Annotated in this window: 23 protein-coding genes and 2 riboswitches; of the genes, 7 read left to right on the forward strand and 16 right to left on the reverse strand. The window is 37.4% G+C overall.

Annotated elements, in window-relative coordinates:
* Window positions 1–37: 37 nt before the first annotated feature.
* The 8 genes from B3D94_RS12135 to B3D94_RS12170 all read right to left on the reverse strand — a co-directional run bounded on the left by B3D94_RS12135 (window position 38) and on the right by B3D94_RS12170 (window position 13,223).
* Window positions 38–1,069, reverse strand: coding sequence for a fatty acid desaturase (locus B3D94_RS12135; protein WP_069482756.1), 1,032 nt, complete (start codon window positions 1,067–1,069; stop codon window positions 38–40).
* Window positions 1,070–1,183: 114 nt separating this feature from the next.
* The gene (locus B3D94_RS12140) at window positions 1,184–1,684 is read right to left on the reverse strand and encodes a GNAT family N-acetyltransferase (protein ID WP_291757395.1); all 501 of its coding nucleotides are present in this window, start codon (window positions 1,682–1,684) and stop codon (window positions 1,184–1,186) included.
* Window positions 1,685–1,783: 99 nt separating this feature from the next.
* Window positions 1,784–5,215, reverse strand: coding sequence for a methionine synthase (metH, locus tag B3D94_RS12145; protein ID WP_291757397.1), 3,432 nt, complete (start codon window positions 5,213–5,215; stop codon window positions 1,784–1,786).
* On the reverse strand, window positions 5,208–7,055 hold the full coding sequence (locus tag B3D94_RS12150; RefSeq protein WP_291757399.1) for a bifunctional homocysteine S-methyltransferase/methylenetetrahydrofolate reductase: 1,848 nt from the start codon (window positions 7,053–7,055) through the stop codon (window positions 5,208–5,210). Before B3D94_RS12150 ends, metH begins: the two co-directional genes overlap by 8 nt.
* Window positions 7,056–7,144: 89 nt before the next feature.
* Window positions 7,145–7,244, reverse strand: a riboswitch (SAM riboswitch).
* Window positions 7,245–7,346: 102 nt separating this feature from the next.
* Window positions 7,347–8,741 carry a protoporphyrinogen oxidase gene (locus B3D94_RS12155; protein WP_291757401.1) on the reverse strand — a complete coding sequence of 465 codons (1,395 nt, stop codon included), beginning with the start codon at window positions 8,739–8,741 and terminating at the stop codon, window positions 7,347–7,349.
* 190 nt (window positions 8,742–8,931) lie between these two features.
* Window positions 8,932–10,224, reverse strand: coding sequence for a globin-coupled sensor protein (locus B3D94_RS12160; RefSeq protein ID WP_291757404.1), 1,293 nt, complete (start codon window positions 10,222–10,224; stop codon window positions 8,932–8,934).
* Window positions 10,225–10,848: 624 nt separating this feature from the next.
* A complete protein-coding gene (locus tag B3D94_RS12165; RefSeq protein WP_069482762.1) occupies window positions 10,849–12,135 on the reverse strand; it encodes an SEL1-like repeat protein in 1,287 nt (428 codons plus the stop codon).
* A gap of 71 nt (window positions 12,136–12,206) precedes the next feature.
* On the reverse strand, window positions 12,207–13,223 hold the full coding sequence (locus B3D94_RS12170; protein ID WP_291757406.1) for a YdcF family protein: 1,017 nt from the start codon (window positions 13,221–13,223) through the stop codon (window positions 12,207–12,209).
* Between the two features lie 184 nt (window positions 13,224–13,407).
* Here B3D94_RS12170 and B3D94_RS12175 point away from each other — a divergent pair, with 184 nt between their 5' ends.
* Both B3D94_RS12175 and B3D94_RS12180 read left to right on the forward strand, forming a co-directional pair.
* On the forward strand, window positions 13,408–13,872 hold the full coding sequence (locus B3D94_RS12175) for a hypothetical protein (RefSeq protein ID WP_193833182.1): 465 nt from the start codon (window positions 13,408–13,410) through the stop codon (window positions 13,870–13,872).
* The gene (locus B3D94_RS12180) at window positions 13,860–14,147 is read left to right on the forward strand and encodes a DUF2653 family protein (protein WP_008176904.1); all 288 of its coding nucleotides are present in this window, start codon (window positions 13,860–13,862) and stop codon (window positions 14,145–14,147) included. Before B3D94_RS12175 ends, B3D94_RS12180 begins: the two co-directional genes overlap by 13 nt.
* A 48-nt stretch (window positions 14,148–14,195) precedes the next feature.
* On the opposite strand, the gene B3D94_RS12185 is transcribed toward B3D94_RS12180, so the two are convergent.
* The 4 genes from B3D94_RS12185 to B3D94_RS12200 all read right to left on the reverse strand — a co-directional run bounded on the left by B3D94_RS12185 (window position 14,196) and on the right by B3D94_RS12200 (window position 17,786).
* The gene (locus tag B3D94_RS12185; protein WP_069482765.1) at window positions 14,196–14,564 is read right to left on the reverse strand and encodes an ion channel; all 369 of its coding nucleotides are present in this window, start codon (window positions 14,562–14,564) and stop codon (window positions 14,196–14,198) included.
* 91 nt (window positions 14,565–14,655) lie between these two features.
* Entirely contained in the window at window positions 14,656–16,278 is a 1,623-nt protein-coding gene (locus B3D94_RS12190) for an S-layer homology domain-containing protein (RefSeq protein WP_291757410.1), read from the reverse strand.
* A gap of 101 nt (window positions 16,279–16,379) precedes the next feature.
* Complete coding sequence (locus tag B3D94_RS12195) at window positions 16,380–17,546, reverse strand: endonuclease Q family protein (protein WP_069482767.1); 1,167 nt, start codon at window positions 17,544–17,546, stop codon at window positions 16,380–16,382.
* A gap of 66 nt (window positions 17,547–17,612) precedes the next feature.
* Window positions 17,613–17,786 carry a hypothetical protein gene (locus B3D94_RS12200; protein ID WP_372429966.1) on the reverse strand — a complete coding sequence of 58 codons (174 nt, stop codon included), beginning with the start codon at window positions 17,784–17,786 and terminating at the stop codon, window positions 17,613–17,615.
* Window positions 17,787–17,927: 141 nt separating this feature from the next.
* Between B3D94_RS12200 and B3D94_RS12205 the strand changes: the two genes are divergently transcribed.
* The 3 genes from B3D94_RS12205 (at window position 17,928) to B3D94_RS12215 (ending at window position 19,248) form a co-directional block, all read left to right on the forward strand.
* Window positions 17,928–18,509 (forward strand): TetR family transcriptional regulator, encoded by a 582-nt coding sequence (locus B3D94_RS12205; RefSeq protein ID WP_069483429.1) that lies wholly within the window; start codon window positions 17,928–17,930, stop codon window positions 18,507–18,509.
* A 71-nt stretch (window positions 18,510–18,580) separates the two neighbouring features.
* Entirely contained in the window at window positions 18,581–18,934 is a 354-nt protein-coding gene (locus tag B3D94_RS12210; protein ID WP_069482769.1) for a DMT family transporter, read from the forward strand.
* Window positions 18,934–19,248, forward strand: coding sequence for a DMT family transporter (locus B3D94_RS12215; RefSeq protein WP_069482770.1), 315 nt, complete (start codon window positions 18,934–18,936; stop codon window positions 19,246–19,248). The genes B3D94_RS12210 and B3D94_RS12215 overlap by 1 nt, the downstream gene beginning before the upstream one ends.
* A gap of 77 nt (window positions 19,249–19,325) precedes the next feature.
* Here the strand turns inward: B3D94_RS12215 and B3D94_RS12220 are convergent, their stop codons facing one another.
* Both B3D94_RS12220 and B3D94_RS12225 read right to left on the reverse strand, forming a co-directional pair.
* Entirely contained in the window at window positions 19,326–20,117 is a 792-nt protein-coding gene (locus B3D94_RS12220; protein WP_069482771.1) for an ABC transporter ATP-binding protein, read from the reverse strand.
* 5 nt (window positions 20,118–20,122) lie between these two features.
* Window positions 20,123–21,169 carry a FecCD family ABC transporter permease gene (locus B3D94_RS12225; protein WP_069482772.1) on the reverse strand — a complete coding sequence of 349 codons (1,047 nt, stop codon included), beginning with the start codon at window positions 21,167–21,169 and terminating at the stop codon, window positions 20,123–20,125.
* 196 nt (window positions 21,170–21,365) lie between these two features.
* Window positions 21,366–21,556, reverse strand: a riboswitch (cobalamin riboswitch).
* Between the two features lie 154 nt (window positions 21,557–21,710).
* On the opposite strand from B3D94_RS12225, the gene B3D94_RS12230 reads away from it, so the two are divergent.
* Both B3D94_RS12230 and B3D94_RS12235 read left to right on the forward strand, forming a co-directional pair.
* Window positions 21,711–22,307, forward strand: a complete 597-nt coding sequence (locus B3D94_RS12230) for a biotin transporter BioY (protein ID WP_291757415.1) — start codon at window positions 21,711–21,713, stop codon at window positions 22,305–22,307.
* A gap of 116 nt (window positions 22,308–22,423) precedes the next feature.
* Window positions 22,424–23,008, forward strand: a complete 585-nt coding sequence (locus tag B3D94_RS12235; protein ID WP_291757417.1) for a YdhK family protein — start codon at window positions 22,424–22,426, stop codon at window positions 23,006–23,008.
* Window positions 23,009–23,049: 41 nt separating this feature from the next.
* On the opposite strand, the gene B3D94_RS12240 is transcribed toward B3D94_RS12235, so the two are convergent.
* Together B3D94_RS12240 and B3D94_RS12245 are read right to left on the reverse strand one after the other, a co-directional pair.
* Window positions 23,050–23,751, reverse strand: a complete 702-nt coding sequence (locus tag B3D94_RS12240; protein WP_069482775.1) for a response regulator transcription factor — start codon at window positions 23,749–23,751, stop codon at window positions 23,050–23,052.
* Entirely contained in the window at window positions 23,723–25,123 is a 1,401-nt protein-coding gene (locus B3D94_RS12245; RefSeq protein ID WP_291757419.1) for a sensor histidine kinase, read from the reverse strand. Before B3D94_RS12245 ends, B3D94_RS12240 begins: the two co-directional genes overlap by 29 nt.
* Window positions 25,124–25,137: the final 14 nt, after the last annotated feature.

Consider the following 25,137-nt stretch of genomic DNA (forward strand, 5'->3'; position numbering starts at 1 on the left):
AAACAGCCATCTCTCTAATTGAGATGGCTGTTTTTAACTAGGCAGCAATGCTACCTTTTGCTTTACGTTTTATAATTAATTCGACTTCTTTAAACGTTACAAATTTACCTTGTTCTTCATCATAAAGCTTATAACGCAATGATTCTAAACTTGTACGTAAAGTAATCGTTGTCGCCGTGTGTAATGGCGGCGTTTCATTGTGAGCCTTTTCCAGATTATAGTTAGGTACACGAGGAGACAAGTGATGGACATGATGGAAACCGATATTTCCAGTAACCCATTGTAAGATTTTCGGCAATTTGTAATACGAGCTACCTTCTACTGCAGCTTTCACATAATCCCACTCAGAATCATGTTCAAAGTAAGAATCTTCATATGTGTGCTGAATATAAAACAACCAAATTCCTAAAGCACCCGCAATAAATAGTGTTACACCTTGGACTAATAAAAACGCTTGCCAGCCCATGAAGAAGATTAAAGCGGCACAAACTCCGGCAATGACAATATTCGTTAACATTGTGTTGGTACGTTCCTTTTGCTTTGCATCCTTACGATTAAAACGATTTAAAACAAGTACCATATATAAAGGTCCTAAACCAAACATTACAAACGGATTACGATAGAAGCGATACCATAATCGTTGACCTTTTGAAGCTTGCATATATTCTTCCACAGTCATCATATCAATATCACCGATACCACGCTTGTCTAAGTTTGAGCTCGTTGCATGGTGAATTGTATGCTCACGTTTCCATTTTTCATATGGGAATGAAGTTAACACCCCAGTAAAAAATCCAACCCAGTCGTTTGCCTTTTTACTTTTGAAAAATGACCCGTGTGTACAATCATGAAAGATAATAAAAGTTCTTACGACAAAACCAGCTGAAATAACACTTAAACCAACTGTTAGCCAAGGTGAAACATCAACTAACAAGTAACCTGCCACCCACAAAGCAATTAACGGTACAATGGTATTGATCATTTGAAAAACACTTTTACGCGTATCTGATTTAGCAAAAGGCGCTACATCCTGGCGTAATTTTTTTGTTTTTTCTTTAATTGTTGCCATCTTTTACTCCCTCGTTTCCTTTTCCTTTTCCTTATGACCTCATCATAAAACAAGAGTATAAGTCAGCAACAGACGCAAACATCACAAAAAGGATATGACATTTGTCATATCCTTTTATGAATTAGGTCCAGTCAGATGCAGTTGGTAGAACACAAGATCTAGCCATTGTTCAAATTTATAGCCTGCATTTTTAATGGTTCCTGCATATTCAAAGCCTAGTTTCTCATGTGCTTTAATACTACCAATATTTTCTCCATCTATACCAGCAACCAATGTCTTGACCCCTTGTTCTTTTGCTTTCTCTATTAGCTTAAGCATAAGATTCGTTGCAATACCCTTTTGATAGTGGTCCTTATGTACATAAACGGAGTGCTCCATTGTATATTTATAACCTGGATAAGGACGGAATTGACTATATGTTGCAAAGCCAGATATCATCCCATTATCGTCATAAACAAGCAACGGATTTCCTAATACTTGCTGTTCCCTAAACCATTTCTTTTTTTCAGCTAATGATTGAACTTCATATCGATAGACTGCTTTGCTCGTTAAAATAATATCATTATAAATTTCTAAAACCTCAGGTATATCTTTTTCTTCCATCGATCGAATCATTTTCCTCACGTCCTTCCGAAATTATCTTATCTTCATTAGCAAGAAAAGAAGATATAGATAGGCAATTAATCCACTATCTATATCCACATATTTTATGCCTTATACATTGAAGTATCGAGCATCAGGATGAGCAAAAACAATCGCCGATACAGATGCTTCTGGCTCCATCATAAAGCCTTCCGTTAAATGAACACCAATATCCTCAGGCTTTAGTAAGCCAAATAATTTTTCTTGATCCTCTAAGTTTGGGCATGCTGGATAACCAAATGAAAAACGTTGTCCCTGGTACTTAGCCGCAAAACGATCGCGCATCGTGAAGTCTGTTACGTCTGGGAAGCCCCATTGATCCCGAATTTCTTGATGCATACGTTCAGCAAAACCCTCTGCTAATTCTAGTGCCGTCGACTGTAAGGCATGACTTTCAAGGAATTTACCTTCTTCTTTTAGTTGACGAGCTTTTGCCATAACTCCTTGCCCTGCTGTCACAACCATAAGTGCAACATAATCCATTTCTCCACTTTCTACCGTTCTTAAGAAATCAGCCAGGCATAAAAAAGGTTCAACCTGCTGACGCGGGAAAGTAAAACGTTCAATTTCTGTCTTGCTATCCGCTGGATCATAAATGATTACATCATCTCCATCTGCTTGGGCAGGGAAAAATTGATATAAACCTGAAGGCTTTAATAGATCACTTTTTAAATAATCATCCACTAAATCTTTAAGCTCTGTTGCTCTTGGATCGCCAGCATCTAATAATGGTTGAACTTGCCCTTTTAACCCTAAATGATGCCCCAGTAATGTCCGCATATTCACATATGGATATAAATGTGAGACAGCGTATTCTTTCTTTACATGACGGCGCAAATCAGCTGGTAAAAATACTGCTGCTTCCTTTACTGTACGAGCAGGCTTTATTGTAACTTCTTTGACAGGACGTGCCGCTCGTTTTTCATCTGCCTCTAAACGTTTTTGGCGAGATTCCGCTATTTCTGCTAAGAAGTTTGCACGTGTCCCCTCACCCATTAATAAATTTGCCTGCTCTAATCCCTGCATCGCATCCTTTGCGTAAATAACAGGACCACCATATTCATCTGCAATTTTTGTTTCTGTAAAACGTCGAGAAAGTGCAGCTCCACCTACTAAAATTGGTACATCAATTCCTGCCTCTTTGAAATCTTGGGCGGTAGTGACCATTTGCTGTGCTGATTTAACTAATAGACCCGATAACCCAATGAAATCTGGCTTTTCCTTGCGAATAGCTTCTATCAATTGAGCAGGAGTCACCTTAATACCTAAATCTACAACCTTATAGCCATTGTTACTTAAAATAATATCAACAAGGTTTTTTCCAATATCGTGCACATCACCTTTTACAGTAGCAAGCACCATTTTCCCCTTACCCGCACTCTCCTCGTTCTTCTCCATGTATTGCTCTAAATGTGCAACTGCAGCCTTCATCACCCCAGCAGATTGTAAAACCTCTGCTACGATCAATTGGTTATCATTAAATAAACGACCAACCTCAGCCATCCCATTCATTAAAGGTCCATTTATAATATCAAGAGGTGACTCAAATATTTCCCGAGCAGCCTCTAAATCAGCAATAAGTCCTTCTTTGGTCCCTTCCAATATATAGTAGGCTAAGCGACCTTCTACAGTTTTCGGAATATCCGCTTCGGTCTTTTCCTTCTTTTTATCACGATAAAAATCCGTAAATACAGCTAATGTTTCATCATTTGTATTAAATAACAAGTCATTGGCTAGTTTAATTTCCGCTTCTGGAATCGATGCATACCGTTCTAGCTTTTCAGTATTGACAATGGCATAATCTAAACCAGCCTGTGTACAATGATAAAGATATACAGCATTGAGAACTTCGCGTCCAACCGGTGGTAAGCCAAACGAAATATTACTAACTCCAAGCACCGTTAATGCACAGGGCATTTTTTCTTTAATGAGACGAATTCCTTCAATTGTTTCAAGTGCTGAACCAATATATTGCTCATCCCCCGTTCCTACTGGGAACATTAATGGGTCAAAAATGATATCTTCAGGTTGCATTCCCCATTTTTCTGTTAGTAATTGATAGGAACGTTCGGCAATTTCAAGCTTCCGATGACGATCGACTGCCATCCCTGTTTCATCGATTGTTCCCACAACTAACGAGGCACCGTACTTTTTCACTAATGGCAATACTGCATCAAACCGTTCTTCGCCATCTTCTAGATTAATAGAGTTAATGATGGCCTTCCCTTGCGAAAACTTGAGTGCCTCTTCAATAACCTTTTCGTCTGTGGAATCAATAACAAGTGGAACCTTAACTTTTTTCACGACCTCCTGCATAAAGCCACGGATATCTGCTAACTCATCACGATCTGGGTTCGCCAAGCAAATATCTATAACATGTGCACCATTTTTTACTTGCGCCCTTGCGATCTCAGCCGCTTCCTCAAATTTCCCATCAATAATTAAGTTTTTGAATTTACGAGAACCAATAACATTTGTTCTTTCCCCAATAAATAAAGGACGCATAGTATCATCGTATAAAAGTGGCTCGATACCTGATACTGCGTGACCATGCGTTTTTTTTGGTAGCTGACGAGGCTTTTCATCTTTTAAAACTTCACGAATAGCCGTAATATGAGCTGGAGTTGTACCACAGCATCCACCCACAATATTGAGCCAACCCTTTTCCGCAAATCCCTTTAATTTTTGCGATAAAGATTCTGGAGACTCATGATAACATCCTTCTTCATCAGGTAGGCCTGCATTCGGATAACAGCTAATATACCCCGTTGACAGGTCTGCTAATGAACGGATATGATCCGTCATAAATTCAGGTCCCGTCGCACAGTTTAAGCCCACTGACAATGGTTGAATATGCTCGATGGAAATATAAAAAGCATCAATAGTTTGTCCTGCAAGAGTAGTACCCATGGGCTCAATTGTTCCAGAAATCATAACTGGTAGCTCTTTACCAGTGACCTCGAAAGCACGAGTTACCCCAAGGGTACCTGCTTTTACATTTAACATATCCTGACTTGTCTCTAGCAATAGCACATCAGCCCCTGCTTCAATCAATGCCTTTGCCTGCACAAAGAAATTCTCTTCTAATTCATCAAATGTAATACCGCCTGTTACTGACAACGTCTTAGTTGTTGGGCCCATTGCGCCTGCAACAAAGCGGGGCCAATCTGAAGTCGTATAATTATCAACCGCTTGGCGAGCAATTTCGACTGCACGTTTATTAATTTCTTCCGCTTTTGCACCTAGATTATATTCATTTAATACAAGAGGTGTTCCACCAAATGTATTTGTACAAATAATATCTGCCCCTGCCTCTAAATACTTATGATGAATTTTCTCAATGACATCAGGTCTAGTAAGCACTAGATTTTCATTACAACCATCTAGGTCCTCCCCTCCAAAATCATCTGCTGATAAATTTTCATTTTGCAGCATTGTTCCCATTGCGCCATCAAGAATTAGTATTCGTTTATCAAGTTGTTCTTCAATTAAGTGCTTAGCCATTTATACTTACCCCTTTTTTCTGTTCATCCAATTGCTCTATATATTTCATTAATTCTAATGTCACATCGTAGCGTAAAAATGGTGTAATAAGGTAAATGCCGTTGAAATATTGCGCAGCCACTTCTACTAATTCCTTGGCAATTGCAATGCCCTCAAGTGTGGCGCGTTCCTTATCTTCACCACATGCTTTCATCCTTGATAAAGCGTCTTCAGATAATTTTATGCCTGGCACCTCATGATGTAAAAACTCTGCACTTTTATAACTCGTAACGGGCATAATACCAAGATAAATCGGTGCTTGTAAATGCTTCGTTGCTTCATATATTTCTATAATTTTTTCCTTTGTATAAACAGGCTGTGAAATGAAATAGTCTGCCCCATGCTCAATCTTTTTTTCTAAGCGTGCCACAGCACGATCTAAAACACGAACATTTGGGTTAAATGCAGCAGCCACAGAGAAATTTGCCTTTTTCCGTAGTGGTTTCCCTGAGAAAGAGATCCCTTCATTTAATTGCTTAATTAGTTGGATAAGCTCCATAGAGGAGACATCGTATACGCTAGTGGCACCAGGAAAATCTCCAACTTTCGTTGGGTCACCCGTAACAGCTAGCACATCATGAATTCCTAAGGCATTTAACCCCATTAAATGCGATTGCAGACCAATTAAATTACGATCTCGACAGGTAATATGTGTCAAGGGGCGTACGCCATTATTACTCTTCAATAAGGCCCCCATTGCAATATTGCTAATACGTGGAGATGCCAATGAATTGTCTGCCATCATAACTACATCGGCACCTGCCTCATATAGTTGTTTGGCCCCTTCAAGAAATCCTTCTATTTCTAAGTGTCTAGGTGTATCCAACTCTACGATGACCGAGCGTTCACGCTTTACTTTTTCATGAAGTGGTTCAAATTTAGCTGGCTCGGCATCACGAACAATCTCAATCTTTGCAGGCTTCGCATGCTTTTCACTAACTGGTGATAGCTCTTCTAAATACTTCTTTGCAGCTGCAATATGCTTTGGTGTCGTACCACAACAACCCCCAATTAGGCGAACACCCTGATCACGCAGTTCAACAGCAGCGCGACCAAAATAATCAGCCTCCGACTCATAAACAACACGCCCGTCCTCTAAATCTAATAGCGAAGCATTTGGATAGGCTGACATAAATGCCTTTTCCGGAAGTTCTACACCCTCAAACGCTTGAATCGTATGATATGGACCTAGACGGCAATTGACACCAACAATATCTGCACCAAGAATCTCTAACTCATGTAGCGCATGATTTAAAGACATACCATTTTGTAGAACACCAGGCTCATGCATAGATACTTGAGCAATTATCGGTATATTAGTTTTGGTGCGTAGCATTTTTAAAGTCGCTGTTAATTCTTCAAAATCATAATAAGTTTCGAGTAAAAGGCCATCAGGATTTCCTGCAAGTAACACACTCGCCTGTTCTTCAACGGTCGCTAATATGTCATCTAAAGTTGCATCGCTTTTACGAATGCCACGAATTCCACCAATTGTTCCTAAAACAAATTGACTGCCATCTGCTGCAGCTCGCTTGGCAATAGTAATAGCTGCTTCATTAAATTGTTGGACACTTGATTCTAATCCATAGCGAGCTAATTTAATGGCATTGGCACCGTACGTATTCGTTTGAATAATATCAGCACCAGCTGCGATATATTCTCTATGAATCTTTTCAATTAATTCAGGTCTCTGAACATTCATTTCCTCATGACAATACTCCAATCCATAGCCATACAACACTGTGCCTATTGCACCGTCTGCCGTCAATACATGTGTTTTTAATCTTTCAAGCAATCCCATAAAACTAGCCTCTCTTCCTCTATTTCTGTATAATAAAAAGCCTTCTTTTATATAAAAAGAAGGCTTTAACGACTCATCATTATTGTTCCTTCTCATCTTCGACTCAACGGTCTTCTGGATTTAGCACCTGACAAAAAGTTGGTTGCTGAAGCTTCAATGGGCCAGTCCCTCTGCTTCTCTTGATAAGAATTATTAAGTATGAATTTTTTAAATAATTAAAAGAATCATATCGTTTACAGACGAATGAGTCAAGACTATTTCACATAACAAAGAAATTTTTCGTTTAAAAACTTAGAAGTTGGATAGTTCTTCCGCAAGCTCTTCACCAATTTTTTTCCCATTTTGAATGCAAGCGCCGATACCTACTCCAAAATAAGAGCAACCCGCTATCGATAAATTCGGATAGTTTTCATTCAGCTCTAATAGTAAGCCTTGCAGCGCTTCCCGGTGAGCTAAGTCATATTTAGGCATTTGATCAATCCACTTTGTGACATTCACAACGGTTGGCTTTTCATCAATTCCTAGGCTTTTGCGAACATCTTCTAATGCGACGGCTGCCAATTCGTCGTCATTCATTTTACGTAACTGCTCATACGCCGGATTAATACTCTTATAGAATAGGCGAACAAGTAGCTGATTGTTTTTCGATGTATGCTTCCACTTGCGACTCGTCCAAGTTGCTGCATTACAAGTGACATCAGAATTATGCGATACAATATAGCCTGTTCCATCCGCAGGTAAGTTTGCATCAGGCACATCAAAGCCTAGATAAATAGTAATGGCTGATGCTGTAGTAAACTGATCAAAATAATGTGTTAAGGAGTCATCCTGCAATATACTTTGAACCGCTTCATTCGGTAGCGCTAGAACAACATAATCTGCCTCAATGTTTTGTCCATTTGCTAGGGAAAGCAAATATTGGTTCCCCATTTTTTGGACATGATTTGTGGCTACCCCTTTAATGATATCTACCTCTGTTAATGTCTGTTCTAATCGCTCAATTAAAGAGGATAATCCATTTTGAAATGAAATAAATTTTTTATTAGCAGCTTTAACAAATTGCTCACGATTCGCATCAAAACCTTTTATGATACTTCCATAGTCATTTTTATAGTCAATTAAATACGGTAAAGTGGAGGCAATAGAAAGTTGATGTAAATCACCAGAATAGACACCTGCTAGAACAGGTGCAATTTGATTTTCTACTAGCTCTTCGCCAAGATAATAAGTTAAAAATTCCCCTATCGAGCTTTCTTTTGTAAAACCTGCATTGGGTAACGTTAAATCTTTTAAAGCTTCTTGTTTGGCCTGATCAGAGATAAGTGTGCTTTCCTCAAGAGATGCCACACTCATAGGTATACCGAAAGTAGAATCCGCTGGAATGGCGTGCAACTCGTTATTTGTATAAATATAGGATATACCTGTTTCGTTGTAAACGAGATGATCTTCAAAGTCTAGCTCTTGCACTAGCTCCATTACACCTTTATGGCGAGCTACAATAGAGTCAGCACCAGTTTCCATAATAAAACCTTGTTCATAGGCTGAGCATAATTTGCCACCTAAATATGTATTTTTTTCTACGAGCACTAGCTGAACATCTAAATTTTTTTCCTTCACTTGACGCTGTAGATAATGCATTGTGCATAACCCAGTAATACCGCCACCTAATACAACAACTGTTTTCATAGTAAACCGCCCCTATTTTTAGTTCTGTCTACAGTATAAACTTATTTTCATTGAAAATTACGTTAAACCCTTTACAAATTTAGCAAAAATAGAGCTATCTCGACCGTGAGATAACTCTAACTCTAAAAATTATGCTTACTAAACACACATTATAATGAGTACTATAGTGTTTAATATAGCTACTAGTGATCTAGCTTTTTAAATTTTGGGCAAAGCTAGCTAATTTTTCTGCTGAGTTCGTTACTTCAGTAAAAGAAGTACCCAGCCCACTTAATATACCTGCGATTGCTTGTATTTTCGTCGCCATGCAATCATTTTGATCTTTTGCTTCTGTCATTGCCCCTACTATATTTGTAAATTGTCCTTCCGTGTGTAACATATTATCCTCACCAGATGCCACCTCATCTTGGATATGAATGAGAGATTGCTCTAATTTTCCTGTGCGTTCACTCGTTTTTTGCAACAATAATGCAACAGCGGTGACAGATTCCTTTGTTTGAATGGATAATTTACGTACTTCATCAGCTACTACACTAAATCCCTTCCCTGCTTCTCCGGCACGGGCTGCTTCTATAGCGGCATTTAAGGCCAACAAATTGGTCTGATTGGCAATATTGGTAACGACACTCATAATCGTTTCCATTTCCTTCGACATATCAGATAATTGTTCAATATTCTCTTCTATATCATGAAGAGATTGAATAATATTATGCATATTTTGTGATTGTCTCTTTAAACATTCACGTCCATCCAATGCTTGGTTTTCAGCCAGAGTAGACACTTCTAGTGATCTCTTTGCCAATTGTTCAATTTCCCCAGACTGCTCGCTTAGTCTGCAAAATGAACTATTGGTTTCCTGTGAAATGGTTGCAAGCAATTCCGAGGATTGTACAATTTGTCGTTCAATTGCTTCCTTTTCTTGTTCCATGTTTTCATTATGCTGTTCAACTGTATTTTCATATGCCTCTAAAACAAGTTGCTGCTCGAAATTGCAAATTTTAGAAATGGCTCTTATTGTATTAAACTGATCTCGTGGATGATCGATATGCTGTTCAACCAAGTCTATAAATGAGAGAGATAAATCTTGAAACGCGCAAATATACCATTGTGTTCTAAGCCCAATATGAACGTGCACCTTTGCAATTTTCACACGCCTTTGGTAAAACACCTCATCAATCGTTCCGTTAAACATTTCAATAATATGCTGCCGTAACGTTACTTTAAGCTTTTCTACAGAACTATGATGACTAATAATATTTACCAAATGTTGTTCGGTACCGATCATATTGTAAAAACGGTTTACGATGTGATCAACATTGTCCATAACATACGGTTGGAATGCTTTTAAATATTGTAAGTCCTCCTTCGTTACATTCAGCATTTCAATTTGTTTCACCATTAATTGGCGATTAGACAGGTCCATTTTCACCGTATATTGCTGTAAATCCAACGCCTTCATCTTACTCTGTTTTTGAAAAATCACTTATCTTCCCTCTTTCGTTCCGTTTACTTTATCAGGCTGAGAAACAACAAATACCTTTTAGCATATTGATTGATACAACAAAAAATACCGATTAATAGGCTTACCACATTACTATGATCCCATTTGCTTCAGCTATTTCATTTGTCACACTTCTTCCTCCAAAAGCAGTCACAATGTTCTATCATGAATAAAAGGTGAATTGCACTCAACGAACAGATCTTCTTTATACATTGACTACAGTCGATTTATTTATGTATGATTCATTTCAAAATTACTCATTTACCTTAAACATTTTAAAAATTACTGTCAATTTTATTAATACCATATTTTAACATAATATGTATATAAAGTCCTTACTGTTACATTGTCTGAATATCATTTAAAAAAAGCTACCACAATATTATTGGTAGCCTTTTGTTTCCTTTGTTTGTTTAATTATGCTTATTTTTTTATCTTTTTTCTATTTTTCCATCGATCATCATTAAATTTCACTATATTAATATTTTATACCCTTATTCCGAATAATCATAAATACTCATAAATAAACCCTAACACAATACAAAAGGATCATTAAGCGAGATCATATAAATAATCTTAATGATCTACAAAATTTTAATATAAAATTTACAATCCCTTAAGTTCCTCTACTATTTTTGCGGCTTCTTCTATGCCAGCATCTGCTGCAAGTCCATACCACTTAATAGCTTCCTTCAGATTTCTGGCGACTCCCTCACCTTTATTATATATATGACCAAGTTGTAGCTTCGCATCTGCATCCCCTTGCAGAGCAGCCTGTTTAAACCAATGAATACCCTTTTCAATATTTCGAATGCCTGTTAAGCCTTTACTCCAAATAAAACCTAAATCATAAAAGGCATCGATATGAAATTGCTCTGCTGCTCTTTCATACCAAAATAAACCTCGATTTATATCTTTTGCTTGATCAAGACGCCCCTCTAGATAAATACCCCCTAGACGATATTGCGCTTCCACATATCCTGCTTCGGCAGACTTTTTATACCTATTAAAAGCTGCATTTGTATCTTTTTCGACTCCTAATCCTTGCTCAAAAATAATTCCTAGCGTAAACATAGCCTCTGCCACATTCTTACTAGCTGCAAAATCAAACCATTTTCTTGCTAGAGTAAAATCCAGTGGCACACCCTCTCCATTAAAATACATATCCGCTAAATTATTGGCAGCATCGGCATGCCCTTGTAACGCAGCCTTTTCATATAAAGAAAAAGCCTGCGTGTAATTCTCCTCAACACCGACTCCCTCAAAATAAAAATTACCTAGCACATATTGAGCATCTGCATTTCCTTGGGCTGCGGCTAATTCGAACCATTTTAATGATTTTTCAGGTTGAAAACAATTTCCTTCCTTAGCATTGTAATACTCCCCTAGCTGATATTGTGCATCCGTGTCCTGATCCTCAACCGCCTCTTTATATAAATCAATCATTACCTCATGATCTAAGTCTTCTTCATCTAAAATCTTGACTTGATTATCCTGATGGCAGAAATACCATTCAACTACATCAAGTACATCATCTACCACTGCTACTCTGCAGGTTAACCTTTCGAGGGATGAAATTTGCCAAATGAGTATATAGATTGGTTGTGGAATAGCATCACGCAACACATCATCATACTCTGCTAACAGCGTTAATACATTGTCCTGCACAGATTGAGTTTGATCTGAATGGACAATTTGCAAATGTCGCTGTTGCTGATCTTTTAATAACCCTCGCACTACTTGATACAGTATTTTTTGCAAGGCTGTTAAGTTAACTTCCGTGAATGTTAGCAATTTTATATTTTGAGCAAACCATGTATTTTTTGTTTGTATAATTTCTTGTAGGGAATGAATGCGTTCCTTATTGCGCTTAGCTAAAATTTGCTCGTACATTGTTTTCCTCCCTTGCACATTATGTAAAAAACTGCCTTGCCATTATTATATGGAAGACAGTTGGATTTTGGTTACACATATGCTCGCAACAGTAAGCCTATGAATAGCGTAATAATTAAAAAAACTGTAATATGGGCCCATTTATACATTTCTAATAAGCCTATAAATTCTCTTGTAAATGCATTAGGAACATAGTAAAAGGCAGTTTTTGAGCCAACCCCTTCTGCATCTAGTTTTGCTTTTTTTGCATAGAGACTTGCGCGAAATACGTGAAAATTATTTGTCACAAATATGGAACGATATTTTTCTCCTTGAGCATGTTGATCCATTATGCTTTTCGTAAAAATCATATTTTCTTCTGTGTTGGTCGACTGATCTTCCATTAGAATTTTATTAGCGGGAATATCATGGACATCTAATAAATATGTTTTCATAGCCTTGGCCTCTGATACCTTTTCATTAGTCCCTTGACCACCTGAGACAAGGATAAACGATCTTTCCCCGTACTTTTTGTATTGCTTTACCGCTTCATTTAAGCGACTTGCTAAAAGTGGTGGAACTCTATCGCCAATTAATCCTGATCCTAAGGCTATTATATAATTTGGTTCATAGCGTATAGGTGTGAAATGATACAATACAGCGTATGCTAGGACACTTGTGTATAAAAACATTGTATAGCCAAAAATTAAAAACGCATAGAAGTAAAGAATATGCCAAAGCACATTTTCAATCTGAATAAAAATGACGAATACATACCATATCATCATAATAACAAAACTAAGCCCCATAATAGCTAACATTAAATTCCTTACTTTACGTCCTTCCTTCTCTAACAAAACCTTACTATTGAAAAACATGGCTATAGATAAAATAAACATGATACTAGGAAAGCTTCCTAGCATAATAAAAATCCCCATTTCTGAAATGATTCCCTGATCATTTGGCAGTAATAATGGATAATGTATAATGAACACTCTGATTAAATATACCCCTATCAAACCAAGAGCTACGGCGTTGAGGAAACGCCTTTTTTCTGTCAGATACAGCAATAAAAATATGGAGATGAAGATTATTAATGTGACTAGCATCGTTTCACCCCTTTCTATTGTATAATTTTCTCAAATACTTCATCTGTCACTATTTGTTCAAATTTTTTGATATTGCTCATTTATAGAAGGTATTGGTTTTATTTTTTAATAAAGTTCATGTAATATTACTATATAAGAACTAGTTTATGACCAAACCAAAAATTATATTGGAGGAATGTAAGTAATGAAAAAAATTCTTGCCGCTCTATTTGCAGCGACACTGATATTTTCCACAGTTGGTGCAACATTATTCATCTCTGATACACCAACAGCAGAGGCTAAGTCCTATAAATCAGGTAAAAAGGGCTTCTCAAATAATAACAATAGCTCAAATATCCAGAAGTCTCAGGACACTTCTAAAGATCAAAAAAATGCTACAACAAATAAAAACAACACAAACTCAACAAATAAAGCTGATACAACTAAAAAAGGTGGTTTTTTCTCGGGTGGCCTTATGAAAGGGTTAATGCTTGGGGGACTTGCAGGTTTATTATTCGGTAGCTTATTTAGCGGTATGGGTTTACTTGGAAATATTTTAGGATTGCTCATTAACGTAGCTGCAATTGCCGTTATTGTGATGCTAGTCGTAAAAATTATGAATATCTTTAAAGATAAAAAACGCAAAGAGGAAGCCCAATGGCACAAATAATTAACGAACAAGATATTATTAACGCTATTTGTTTATCTCAAGCGTATTATAAAAGCATTCGCCCAGAGGATGTTATCGTAGAATTAACATATGATGATGACACAGGCTTCGGTGCGGAGGTTGAAGTAAATGGTCAAATCGAAATACTAAATACAGGAGCCATGATTGGTGCCTTGCGTGTTTGGATAAAAGATGTTCTACATGGTGATCCTTTTTCAACAGGTATTGAACTTGTTTTAGACGATGAAGAAGGCATTATAGCAAAACTTTCATAAAATATAGCCGTACAATGAATCTTTCATCAGATTCATTGTACGGCTATTTTACTTTTTCAAACGTTTCTTAACCGCAACCTCTTCCTCCTCACTTAAGGAAAAGTCTACGATAGAGCGACCAAGCGTGAGCAACATAATAAACATGACGCCCGTACCTACAATAAGATAGATCATTGTAAAAATCTTGGAGAATGAAGTTGCTGGATATAGCCCTGTTTCTACGCCTGTTGGAATCAAACTGACTACAGCAAAATACATAGCATCTAGCCAATACCAACCCTCTGTCCCCTTGTAAAACAAAGTACCGGATAGAATGATGAGGAATAGTGTTGTAAATAATGATAGAAACTGTGGTCGTTTAAATGACCGCCACAATCCTTTAACTAATCTTTTGGCGGATAAAATAAATGATAACATCCTCATTTTCCTCTCTTTTTACTATATTCAGCCTAGTAAGACTATACTTTGTTTATAGACATAACGTCAAAAGGTAGAGATGTTGTTTCTTTTATTTACTGAATAATTGATTCAGGTTCACCATCATTTTAGCTGCTTGCCCTCTTGTGGTTGAAGCTGCCGGTGAGTACTTCTGTCCATCTCCCGACACAATTCCTAGCTCAAATAACATCGTAATGGCATGTTTTGTCTCTGCATTATAAGATGCAATATCTGTAAATGGTGAGCTTCCTTGGACTATATAAGGCTGTTTAAATTGTTGCTCATACGCACGCTCAATCATCACTGCTAATTCAGCGCGTGTTACAGGTCTTGCAGGGTTGAACTTCCCATCCACTCCCTTAATAATGCCATGTGCAAACGCTGCCGCAATTTCCGACTGTGTTTTCGCATCAAAATTAGCGATATCTGTAAATGGCGCCTTTTCCTGCGTGGATATCCCCAAACTTCTCACTAGTAGAGAGGCTACTTGTGCGCGTGTCACATTTTGATTAGGTTTAAATGTGCCGTCTGGATAGCCATTCATCATCCCTGCTTCTGCTGCTTGTTGAATATAATCTTTTGCCCAATGATTTGCTGTATCTGTAAAACGAATCATTTCTCCTGTAGTGAAAGTCGCTGTTGGATTTTGAACACTTTCATTACCAGCGGCATCAATTGCTTTTACTATAATAGTGTAGGCTGTATGGTCCGTCAGATCTGTAAGCGTCGTCACGGCTGTATCAGCAGGTAATGTTGAAGTTAATTTGCCATTTACATATATTTTGTATTTTTCCACGCCAACATTATCCGTCGCTTCTTGCCAGCTTACATCCACGGTTTTATGATCTTTTACATGGACTTGAATAGCTTTCGTTACATCCCATAAGGTACTAGTTTTTATGATTGGTAAAAATGCCTCATTTGCTACTGCAAAATAACCTGCTTCACTTAAATGAATATTTTCTGGATTTGGAAGATAGCTTGGAACATCCTTTGCCACAACATCAGATGTAGGTACAAAAAATGCTCCAGCCTTTTCAACTGTCGTTTTAATAGTTGTATTCATTGTAGCCAAAAGTATTTTAAATTGATTTTGTAAACTCTCACTATAATATGGGAACGAATTGTAATAGCCCATCACATATACTTCTGCTTGTGGATTTAATTTTTTAATTTCAGTTAAAATTGCTGCAATATTAGTTACAGCCTCTTTTGTAGCCTTTACGATGGCTAGTGTATCAATTCCAGCTGTCTGTGATTCTTTTAATATTGGCAGTAAATCATTAGCGCCAACAGTTAACGTAATAATCTCTGCCTCTTTAATAGATGCTTTTAATTTAACCTGTTCAATGGGATAGCCAAACCCAGTCACTGTTTTTGCAACATCATTTTGTATATCTGCTAACACATTTTTTGTTGTATAGCCTGACATTGCAAAGCCTTTATTATAAGAAGTAATGAAACCCTCTTTTTGTAAAGTTTGTGCAACAAAATCTGTGTAGCCTAATCCGATTGCACCGACCTCATTCATCCCATGTGCAATTGAATCACCTAGAGCTACATAATCTGCCTGAGTAGTCCAACTTGGTGCTATGTAATCTCCTGTTTCTTCAGCATTCGCAACGACAGGTATTGTTAACTGTAATGCAAGCATGCTTGTGGCTAAAAAACGGAATTTCTTTGAAAATTTCATACATTCTCTCCCCTACCTAAAAATAGTAATTGTTTTAACTATTTTACTAGAAGAGAGTTAAAAATAGGTTAAAAACCCAATAATCTTTTTAAATCATTTTTCTATTCAATGTGTACCTTCCCATAAATTCCACCACCACCAACTTCAATATTTAAATGACCGGTTCTCGCAGCATCCATTAATTTGGCCATTTTTTGTGGAACAATTTGTTCGAGCTGTTCAATGGTAACTCGATGTAAAATATTCATCTCTGTTCCAAAAGCATGTAGTAATCGTTCCATCATTTTGGGGCCAAGACCAGGAATAAAATCGAGCGGTACTTGATGGATATACGGCGGTCTATTTTTTTTATGTGAAAAATCCTCTGATAATTCCTGAATACGTGAAGCAACACCCTTTATGATTTGCGTACTTCCACAGTTCGAACAAATTATAGCTTCGTTACTAAGTTGTTCTCCGCACTTACCACAAACTGTTTGATGATATTTACCAAGTAATGGATTTAATCCATAATTGGCGATGATTGCTCGTCCCTGTTGTTCACGGAGAGCCATTTGTAATTCTACAAAATTTGCGTCTGCTAATCGTAATTTTTGATACTCACGTGCGAGTTTCCCAAGAGAATGTGCGTCAGAATTACTCACGAATGGATATGCTTGAAGCTCTTTAATATGGCGTACCATATTTGTATCTGAGCTTAACCCTAATTCAATTGCATCTATTAACTGGGGATCAAAAACTTCTGTTAAACTATGCTGTACACCTTTGCCATATAAACTTTTAAAGGGGGTAAATACATGCGCAGGGATAAATAGTCCTCCTAGCTCGTGGACTTTTTGTTGCAATGTTCTTCCATCACAGTAAATTCGTTGTGAGCTTAAATGAATATTTTTCATATGCTGAGACATCCAATCCGAAAATTGCTCCATGAGCAATAATGTTGGAAAGTAAGCAAGCACATGAATGGGGCCATGGCAATGTTGATCATAGATTTCCATTTCTGAACCTGGAATCAGTGTCGTTTCTTGAAAACGTAGTCCACCCTCTGCCAGTTCTACGAGTTCACCTTGGTCAATCATCTCTTTCATTTCTTCTATAACCTCAGGTGAATGACAATCAATAATACCAATGATGTCCAGTCCTTTTCTTGCACTAGCAGTCTCTAATATGCGCGCTAATGTCAACGTTTTACTACCAGTAATTTTCACAGCACGCCCTTTAGCTGTGCGGCCAATATGAATATGTAAATCAGCATAGAACTCTTTCATGTACATTCACTCCTTAAACACTACTTAAAATGAAAATACCTTACATGACTGCAAGGCATTTCATATTTAGTATGATGGATGATTATTGGTTGTGCCATTATTTTCTTCATAAGCTCCAGAGTTATTTGGTGGCATAGATGATAAATCGTAGGCAATTAATGTGACACCCATTTTTTTCTCTAGTTCATTAATTTTTGCAAGTTGCTGTGAATCTAATTGTGCAAATTTAAAATCTTCCATTGTCATCAATCCTTTCAAACATAAAGTTCCCTGAAGTTAAAACAACTATACTTACCAAAAATGACTGACTATCAGTCATTTTCATTGACATTCATTTTTCTCTCCTGTAACATACTAATAAGTAAGGCAAAAGTGAGGGATATCATGTCAAAGGAAGAAAAAATTATTCAAGCAGCCATTGAAGTATTTCGTGAAAAAGGTATTGAAAAAACAAAGGTTTCAGATATCGTAAAGGCAGCTGGTATTGCACAAGGAACATTTTATCTTTATTTCCCATCGCGCCTTTCGGTTATGCCTGCTATTGCAAAAAATATGGTAGAGCGCATTATGGCTACTGTCGAAGAAGGTGTTTCAGATCATAAACCCTTTGAACAGCAGCTTGAAGAAGTGGTTGAGATGATTTTCTTAATTACGAAAGAATATGGAGATATCGTTGCACTCATTTATGCGGGTATTGCACAAACTGAGCATTTGAAAGAATGGGAAAATATCTATTCACCCTACTATGCTTGGATGAGTAATTTTTTATTAACGGCTCAACAACAAGGGGTCATTCGAGATTCCATCAACCCATCACGATCAGCCAAGCTTATCATTGGTCTAATCGAATCTGCTGCCGAACAAATTTATTTGTTTGACGATAGCAAGGATGAAACCATGCAACAGCTTAAGCTTGAGCTTCTAGACTTTTTATATCATGCACTTGGCCTACGTCACGCATAAGTGGCGTTCTCTTTTACTCCAAAAATGACTGAATGTCAGTCATAATACTCTACTACGGAAGGAATTTATTTATGCAAAAAGAATGGATGTATGTTGGACTAACAAGTTTATTTGAATTGTTTTGGATATTCGGCTTTAATGTAGCAAATTCATGGTGGCATTGGATCATTATTGTATCTATAATCGCTGTTGATTTTCACTTCTTATCGAAGGCTTGTGAAAAACTTCCTACGGGTACTGTCTACGCAATTTTCGCTGGAGCAGGTGCAATCGGAACGACATTAATGGATATCTTTATTTTCAATGGTGACTTTAATGCGATTAAGGGGATATTTATGGTTATTTTAGTGTTGGGCGTTATTGGCCTAAAATTGGCGGATAATCCATCGAAGAATCCTAGTACAACAAAAGGAGTGGATGCATAATGGGCTGGTTATTTGTTCTATTAGCAGCATTGGCAGAAATAGTCGGTGTCATTGGTTTACGCTTTTATAGTCAACATAAAACCGTACGAAATTTATTATTATACGTCGGAGGCTTTGGTTTATCTTTTGCACTTTTATATGCTTCCTTCGACTATTTACAACTAAGCATCGCCTATGTTGTTTGGGTTGGTATTGGAACTGTAGGTGCCGTGCTTGTCAATATTATATTCTTCGGGGAATCTAAAAACCTCGCACGAATCATCAGTATTATTGCGATTATCATTGGAGTTGCAGGTTTAAAAGCAGTATCTTAATAGTAGATGACAAAGGGCGCCCTCTTAAATGAAGTGGCGCCCTTTTTTATTAGATGAAGTTGAATGATCGAGGCAAACTAAATAGGGTGGACCCCTCTTGCGAATTGTTCAGGGACATATGTAAGATACGGTTTACCTGTCAGTGAATGTGTTTGAATATCTGCAAATACTCCAAATACTTCTCGCAGCAATGATGGTGTAAGTACTTCTTCTGGTGTACCATGGCAAACAATGCGTCCGCGCTGTAAAACATAAATTTGGTCACAGTACATGGCGGCGATATTCAAGTCGTGTAGAGCGGCTACTACTGTTAGATGTAAAGTTTGAATTAAGTCCATCAGCTGAAGTTGATGTTGAATATCTAAATGATTTGTTGGTTCATCTAATATAAGTACCTGTGCTTGCTGAGCGAGTGCTCTTGCCACCATGACACGCTTCTTTTCCCCACCAGAAAGTGAGCTAAAGCTTCGTTTCGCTAGATGCAGTATACCTGTTTGCTTCAATGCATCTTTAACAATTTGAAAATCTTGTTCCTGATCAAACTCTAATAGCTTTTTATGTGGAGTCCTTCCCATACTGACTAAATCGTTAACAGTAAAATCAAATAATACAGGTGTTTCTTGACTAACAACGGCTAAATTTTTAGCAATAGCTTTACTAGACTGCTTTAAAATATCTTGTTCATTTAACAAAACTGTCCCACTTTCAGGTTTTAAAAGTCGATACATATTTTTAAGCAAAGTCGACTTCCCACTACCATTAGGGCCGATTAACCCGACAAATTGCTTTTCCCTTATTTTTACACTCACCTCATGAAGTATGCGTTGATCGTAAATGGAGAATGATACTTGTTTTGCTTCTAATGTCATGGAAGTTAATCTCCTTCACCGAAAGAATAATTGTTACGACGGAGTAACCAAATGAAAAACGGTCCCCCACAGAAAGCTGTAATAATACCGATTGGCATTTCCTGTGGAGCAATAATAATTCGAGCTAATGCATCTGCCCAAACTAAGAAGATCCCTCCTAATAAAGCACTGACCGGTATTACATATTTATAGTTAGAGCCGACAATTAACCGTACTATATGCGGAATGATTAATCCCACAAATCCGATAGAACCGCTAACTGCTACAAGTACCCCCGTTAAAAGTGAGACAAGTAAAATGAGCTGTATGCGAAATTGTTGAAGATTGACTCCTAATGTTACAGCAGCCTCTTCCCCAAGTAATAGCAAATTTAAATTTCGATAGAATAGCCATAAAAGCCCGAACACAATGAAAAATATGGAGGCCGGAATAATAATATTATTCCATTTTGCTCCCGCTAAGCTGCCTAGCATCCAAAACATAACCGCCTTTAAAGCCCCCTCTTGCTTTGACATCATTAATATAAAATTAGAAATGGCTGTTAATATAAAGGAAACTGCCATCCCTGCCAATAACAAGCGGAAAATCGAGACCCTGCCACCTACGCGCGATAAGAAAAATACTAACCCAATCGCGAGCAAAGACCCTATAAAGGCTGACACAGAGAGTGCGTAAATACCTAAAAATGAAAAAGCACCTAAAATAATTACAGAAGTTGCTCCAACGGCTGCTCCCGAAGAAATTCCTAAAATATATGGGTCTGCAATGGAATTTCTTACAAGTGCCTGAATCGCTGCCCCTGCAATGGCTAAACCCGCTCCTACAATAGCCGCAAGGATGACACGGGGTACTCTTATTTGCCAAATAATAATTTCCTGTGAGCGACTCCAATCTTGCTCTATCGTGTGTTGTATAAAGGGTAATTTCGACAGAATTACTTTCCATACATACAATGGCGTCACAGAAACAGATCCAACCATTACAGCAAATGTCATAGATACAATTAATACTAAAAGAAGCACTAAAGAAAATAACATAAATTTTTTATTCATTCATTAAACTCCTACTAAGATGATGAATGAAGCAATTAAATATACTTTCGCATAATGTAGGTCAGATGATCTTACTTCAGTTGGCACTCAATAAAAAAAGGGCATTTCATGCAAAAATACGCACAAAAATACCCTCGAATAAACAAAGTCAGAAAATCCAGCTATTGTCCGTAATTGCTTGCATCCTCGTGGGCATTACAGGTATTACTTATTGGCAGGTCTCCTGGCTTCGTTTCATCATCCTATAAATAGCCTTCCCATTTTTAACAGTGGCAAATAAACATAATAGGACTCCTCGTTACAGTTGCGGGACAGCGTCGGACTTCCACCGACTTCCCTTTTAAGCGACATTGTTTAAAATGTCACACCAATAGTATGTAAAGTTATAAAATTATGACGATTCTATCATACATTTTTATAGATAGTTAGTCTACAAGGAATTCCCAGCATACTTTAGTTAACCTAAAACAAAAATAAAGTTGACACAAATAATTTAGTTTTTTACACTAACGATAAGTACTTCGAAATTAGAGGTGAAATCATGTCAACAGTAACTGAACAAAGTCATCAAAAATTAAAGACTGTAGATATTGCATATATTGGATTATTTTCTACCCTCATGATGATCGGTGCCAATATAACTTCCTTTGTGCCCTTTATGATAGTGGGAGGAGTGCCGATTACTCTACAAACCTTTTTTGCCATTTTAGCAGGACTTATTTTAGGTAGTAGGAAGGGGGCGCTTGCCTGCACAGTCTATATGTGTATTGGTTTAGCAGGAGCACCTGTCTTTGCTCGCTTTGGTGGAGGGTTCAGTCATCTATTAAGTCCCACATTTGGATTCATTATCACCTTTATTTTAGCAGCATTTGTTGCTGGATTAATGGTAGAGCGAAGTGGTACGAAGAAAAGCTATATTCTAGCCGCATTCATTGCAACTGCTATCAATTATTTAGTAGGTACAAACTGGATGTTTATTGCGTACAAACTATGGGCCAGTGCGCCAGAGGATTTTTCCTATAGATTAGCTTGGCTTTGGATGATCCCCCCACTTCCAAAAGATATTATTTTAGCTATTTTCGCTGGTATTTTAGCATACCGATTACAAAAAACATTGAATATCATGCCCATTCAATAACGCTTCCATCAACTTCTTTAGTCAATAGACTAAAGAAGTTTTTTGTAAAAGTTAATGTCCATCATTTCTGCATATTTGTTTGTTACAGTAAGGGCAAATAGAAAGGAGGATCTCATATGACATTCAAACGAAGATGGTCAAGTGGACTATTATCAGCAGTTGCTTTACTTACTTTATCAGCTTGTTCTGAAGATAAAACAGAGCCTTCATCAACTTCAGAAAATACTCCTGAGACTGAGCAACAAACAGAAATGGATCACTCCACAATGAACCATTCTAGCTCAGCGGAAGTACCAGCTACATTAAGAAAAGCTGAAGATCCAGCATTTCCGGTCGGAAGTACCGCTTTGATTACAGACGGGCATATGGAAGGGATGAAGGGTGCCGAAGCAACGATTGTTGGTGCATATAAAACTACAGCCTATATAATTTCTTATGATCCAACATCAGGTAGCGAACGTGTAGAGAATCATAAATGGATTATCCATGAAGAATTAATTGATGTAGGGGAAGCGCCACTGTCCCCTGGTACAGAGGTAAAAACGATTGCTACTCATATGGAAGGCATGAAAAACGCAACCGTCCGTATTGAAGAAGCTGTACCAACCACTGTTTATATGGTTGATTACATCTCTACCACAAATGGTGAAGCAGTGAAAAATCATAAATGGGTAATAGAAGATGAGTTAACAGCGCAATAATCCGAACAACCTCTCCCAGTATATTTGGCAGAGGTTGTTTTCTAGTTTTTATGTTCTAAAGGCTTTCGATCTGCAAACTTATGCCATTTATAGCCTATTCCCCAAACGGTTTGCAAGTAATCATCAGCAGGAAAACCGCTTTTTCTTAATTTTTCACGTAAATTACGGACATGGGAATCGATAGTACGATCCTCAATGGTTACATGATATCCCCAAACTGTGTTAATAAGATGTTCTCTTGAAAACACTTTATTTTGATAATCTAGAAATAAGGACATCATGGAAAATTCTTTTGGTGTTAATGGGATTGCCTCTTGTTGAAAATATAATTCAAAGGATTCTTTATCTAAGCGTAATCCCTCAAAGACAACCACCTTGTCTTCTACCTTGGTTCTCCTTAATACAGCATGTATACGTGCTAATAGCTCTTCCTCATCAAAAGGTTTTAATATATAATCATCTGCCCCAATATTTAAACCTTTTACAATATCCGAATGCTCTCCTTTAGCCGTAAGCATGATGATAGGTACATTCCAAAACTTCCTGATTTCTTCACACACTTGGTATCCATCCATCTCTGGCATCATAATATCCAAAAGAACTAAATCCACATGCTCTTCTTCTAGATAAATGAACGCATCTTGAATGGAGGATATTGCGCTACATCGAAAACCGGGCTCTAAGTAAAGAGTCAATAAATCTAACATTCTTGGTTCATCGTCTATGCATAAAATGGTTTTCATCCGCTCCTACTCCTTTAAACGATAATTCAAAAACAGTCCCTTTATTTAGTTCACTTTTAACCGTCACTTCTCCTCCATGGGCCTGAACGAGTTCCTTGACAATTGCAAGTCCTAGTCCAGAACCACCTAACGCACGACTTCTAGATTTTTCTACACGGTAAAAGCGCTCAAAAATAAACGGTAAATCCTTGTTGGGAATCCCTCTTCCTGTATCTCGAATAATGATCGTTAACACACCATTGACCTTCTTCACATTTACCGTGGTAGTATCTCCCTGTCCGCAATAGGTCAATGCGTTATTTAATAGATTGATTATTATTTGCTCTAATCTTGCCTCATCTGCCCATAACGTTAATCCCTTTTCACAGCACACATCAAAGTGGATATCTTTTTCTTGAAAAGCAGGACTTAATTTCCCCTTAATACCAGTAAAAAAAGCCTGTAAATCTAGATTTTGTTTTTCAATAACAAATGAGTTTTCATCCATTTTAGCTAAATCAAATAAATCCTTTATTAAACGTGAAAGTCTATTCGTCTCTTCCAATATAATAGCTAAGTATTTTTGACGATCTTGCACTGATAAATCACGTTTATAAAGAATATCGGTATAACCTTTAATAAAGGTTATTGGTGTACGAAGCTCATGGGCAATGCTAGATAAAAACTCTTTGCGCTCCTGCCTTAAATGATTTAACTCATTTGATAATAGCTGGATGGCATTCGATAAATCTCCAAGCTCATCTTTGCCATTTGTAGAAAGAGCGACCGTAAAATCCCCTTTACTCATTTTCAAAGTGGCCTCTTTCATCTGAATTAATGGTTCAGCAAGCTTTCTAGATAACACAATGATGACAGCAATGGTTACTAAGCCAGAGACAATGCCCACGATGAGGAAATGTTTATTTAAGCGTTTCATTAAAGCATGGATCGAATCTGTATTTTGAAACATAAATACATAGCCAATCGTTGTCTGCCCTTTTTGCATTGGACTAATAGTAGCTATAGCTTTTGCCTGTTGCCAGTTATTTTGTAGAATCTTTCCCTCGTATGGTATAGTTCCATCTAATTTCTTTATCAGATTCTTAATTTCAGGATGCAGTTGCGAGGAGGCTAAAATGGTTCCCTCAGCATCTGTCACTACTACATCTGTAGATTCTTCCGATTCCATCAAGACGACATGTGCCAATGTTTCCTTATTAAAGTTCTGTTCTAATATTGTGCGATGTGAGTTTCCCCTCGCTTGCAAACTTGCTAATTCTTCTTCAACTCTAGAATTAGTCAATGAGGCGTGTAAAAAAAACATCATAAATGTTTCAATACAAAATAATGTAATGAAAAAGATGATGCCTAGCTTTAGTGATAATTTTCTCATCTGTAACCACCATT

The organism is Lysinibacillus sp. UBA5990, assembly GCF_002429815.1.
GTDB classification, from domain to species: Bacteria; Bacillota; Bacilli; order Bacillales_A; family Planococcaceae; genus Lysinibacillus; species Lysinibacillus fusiformis.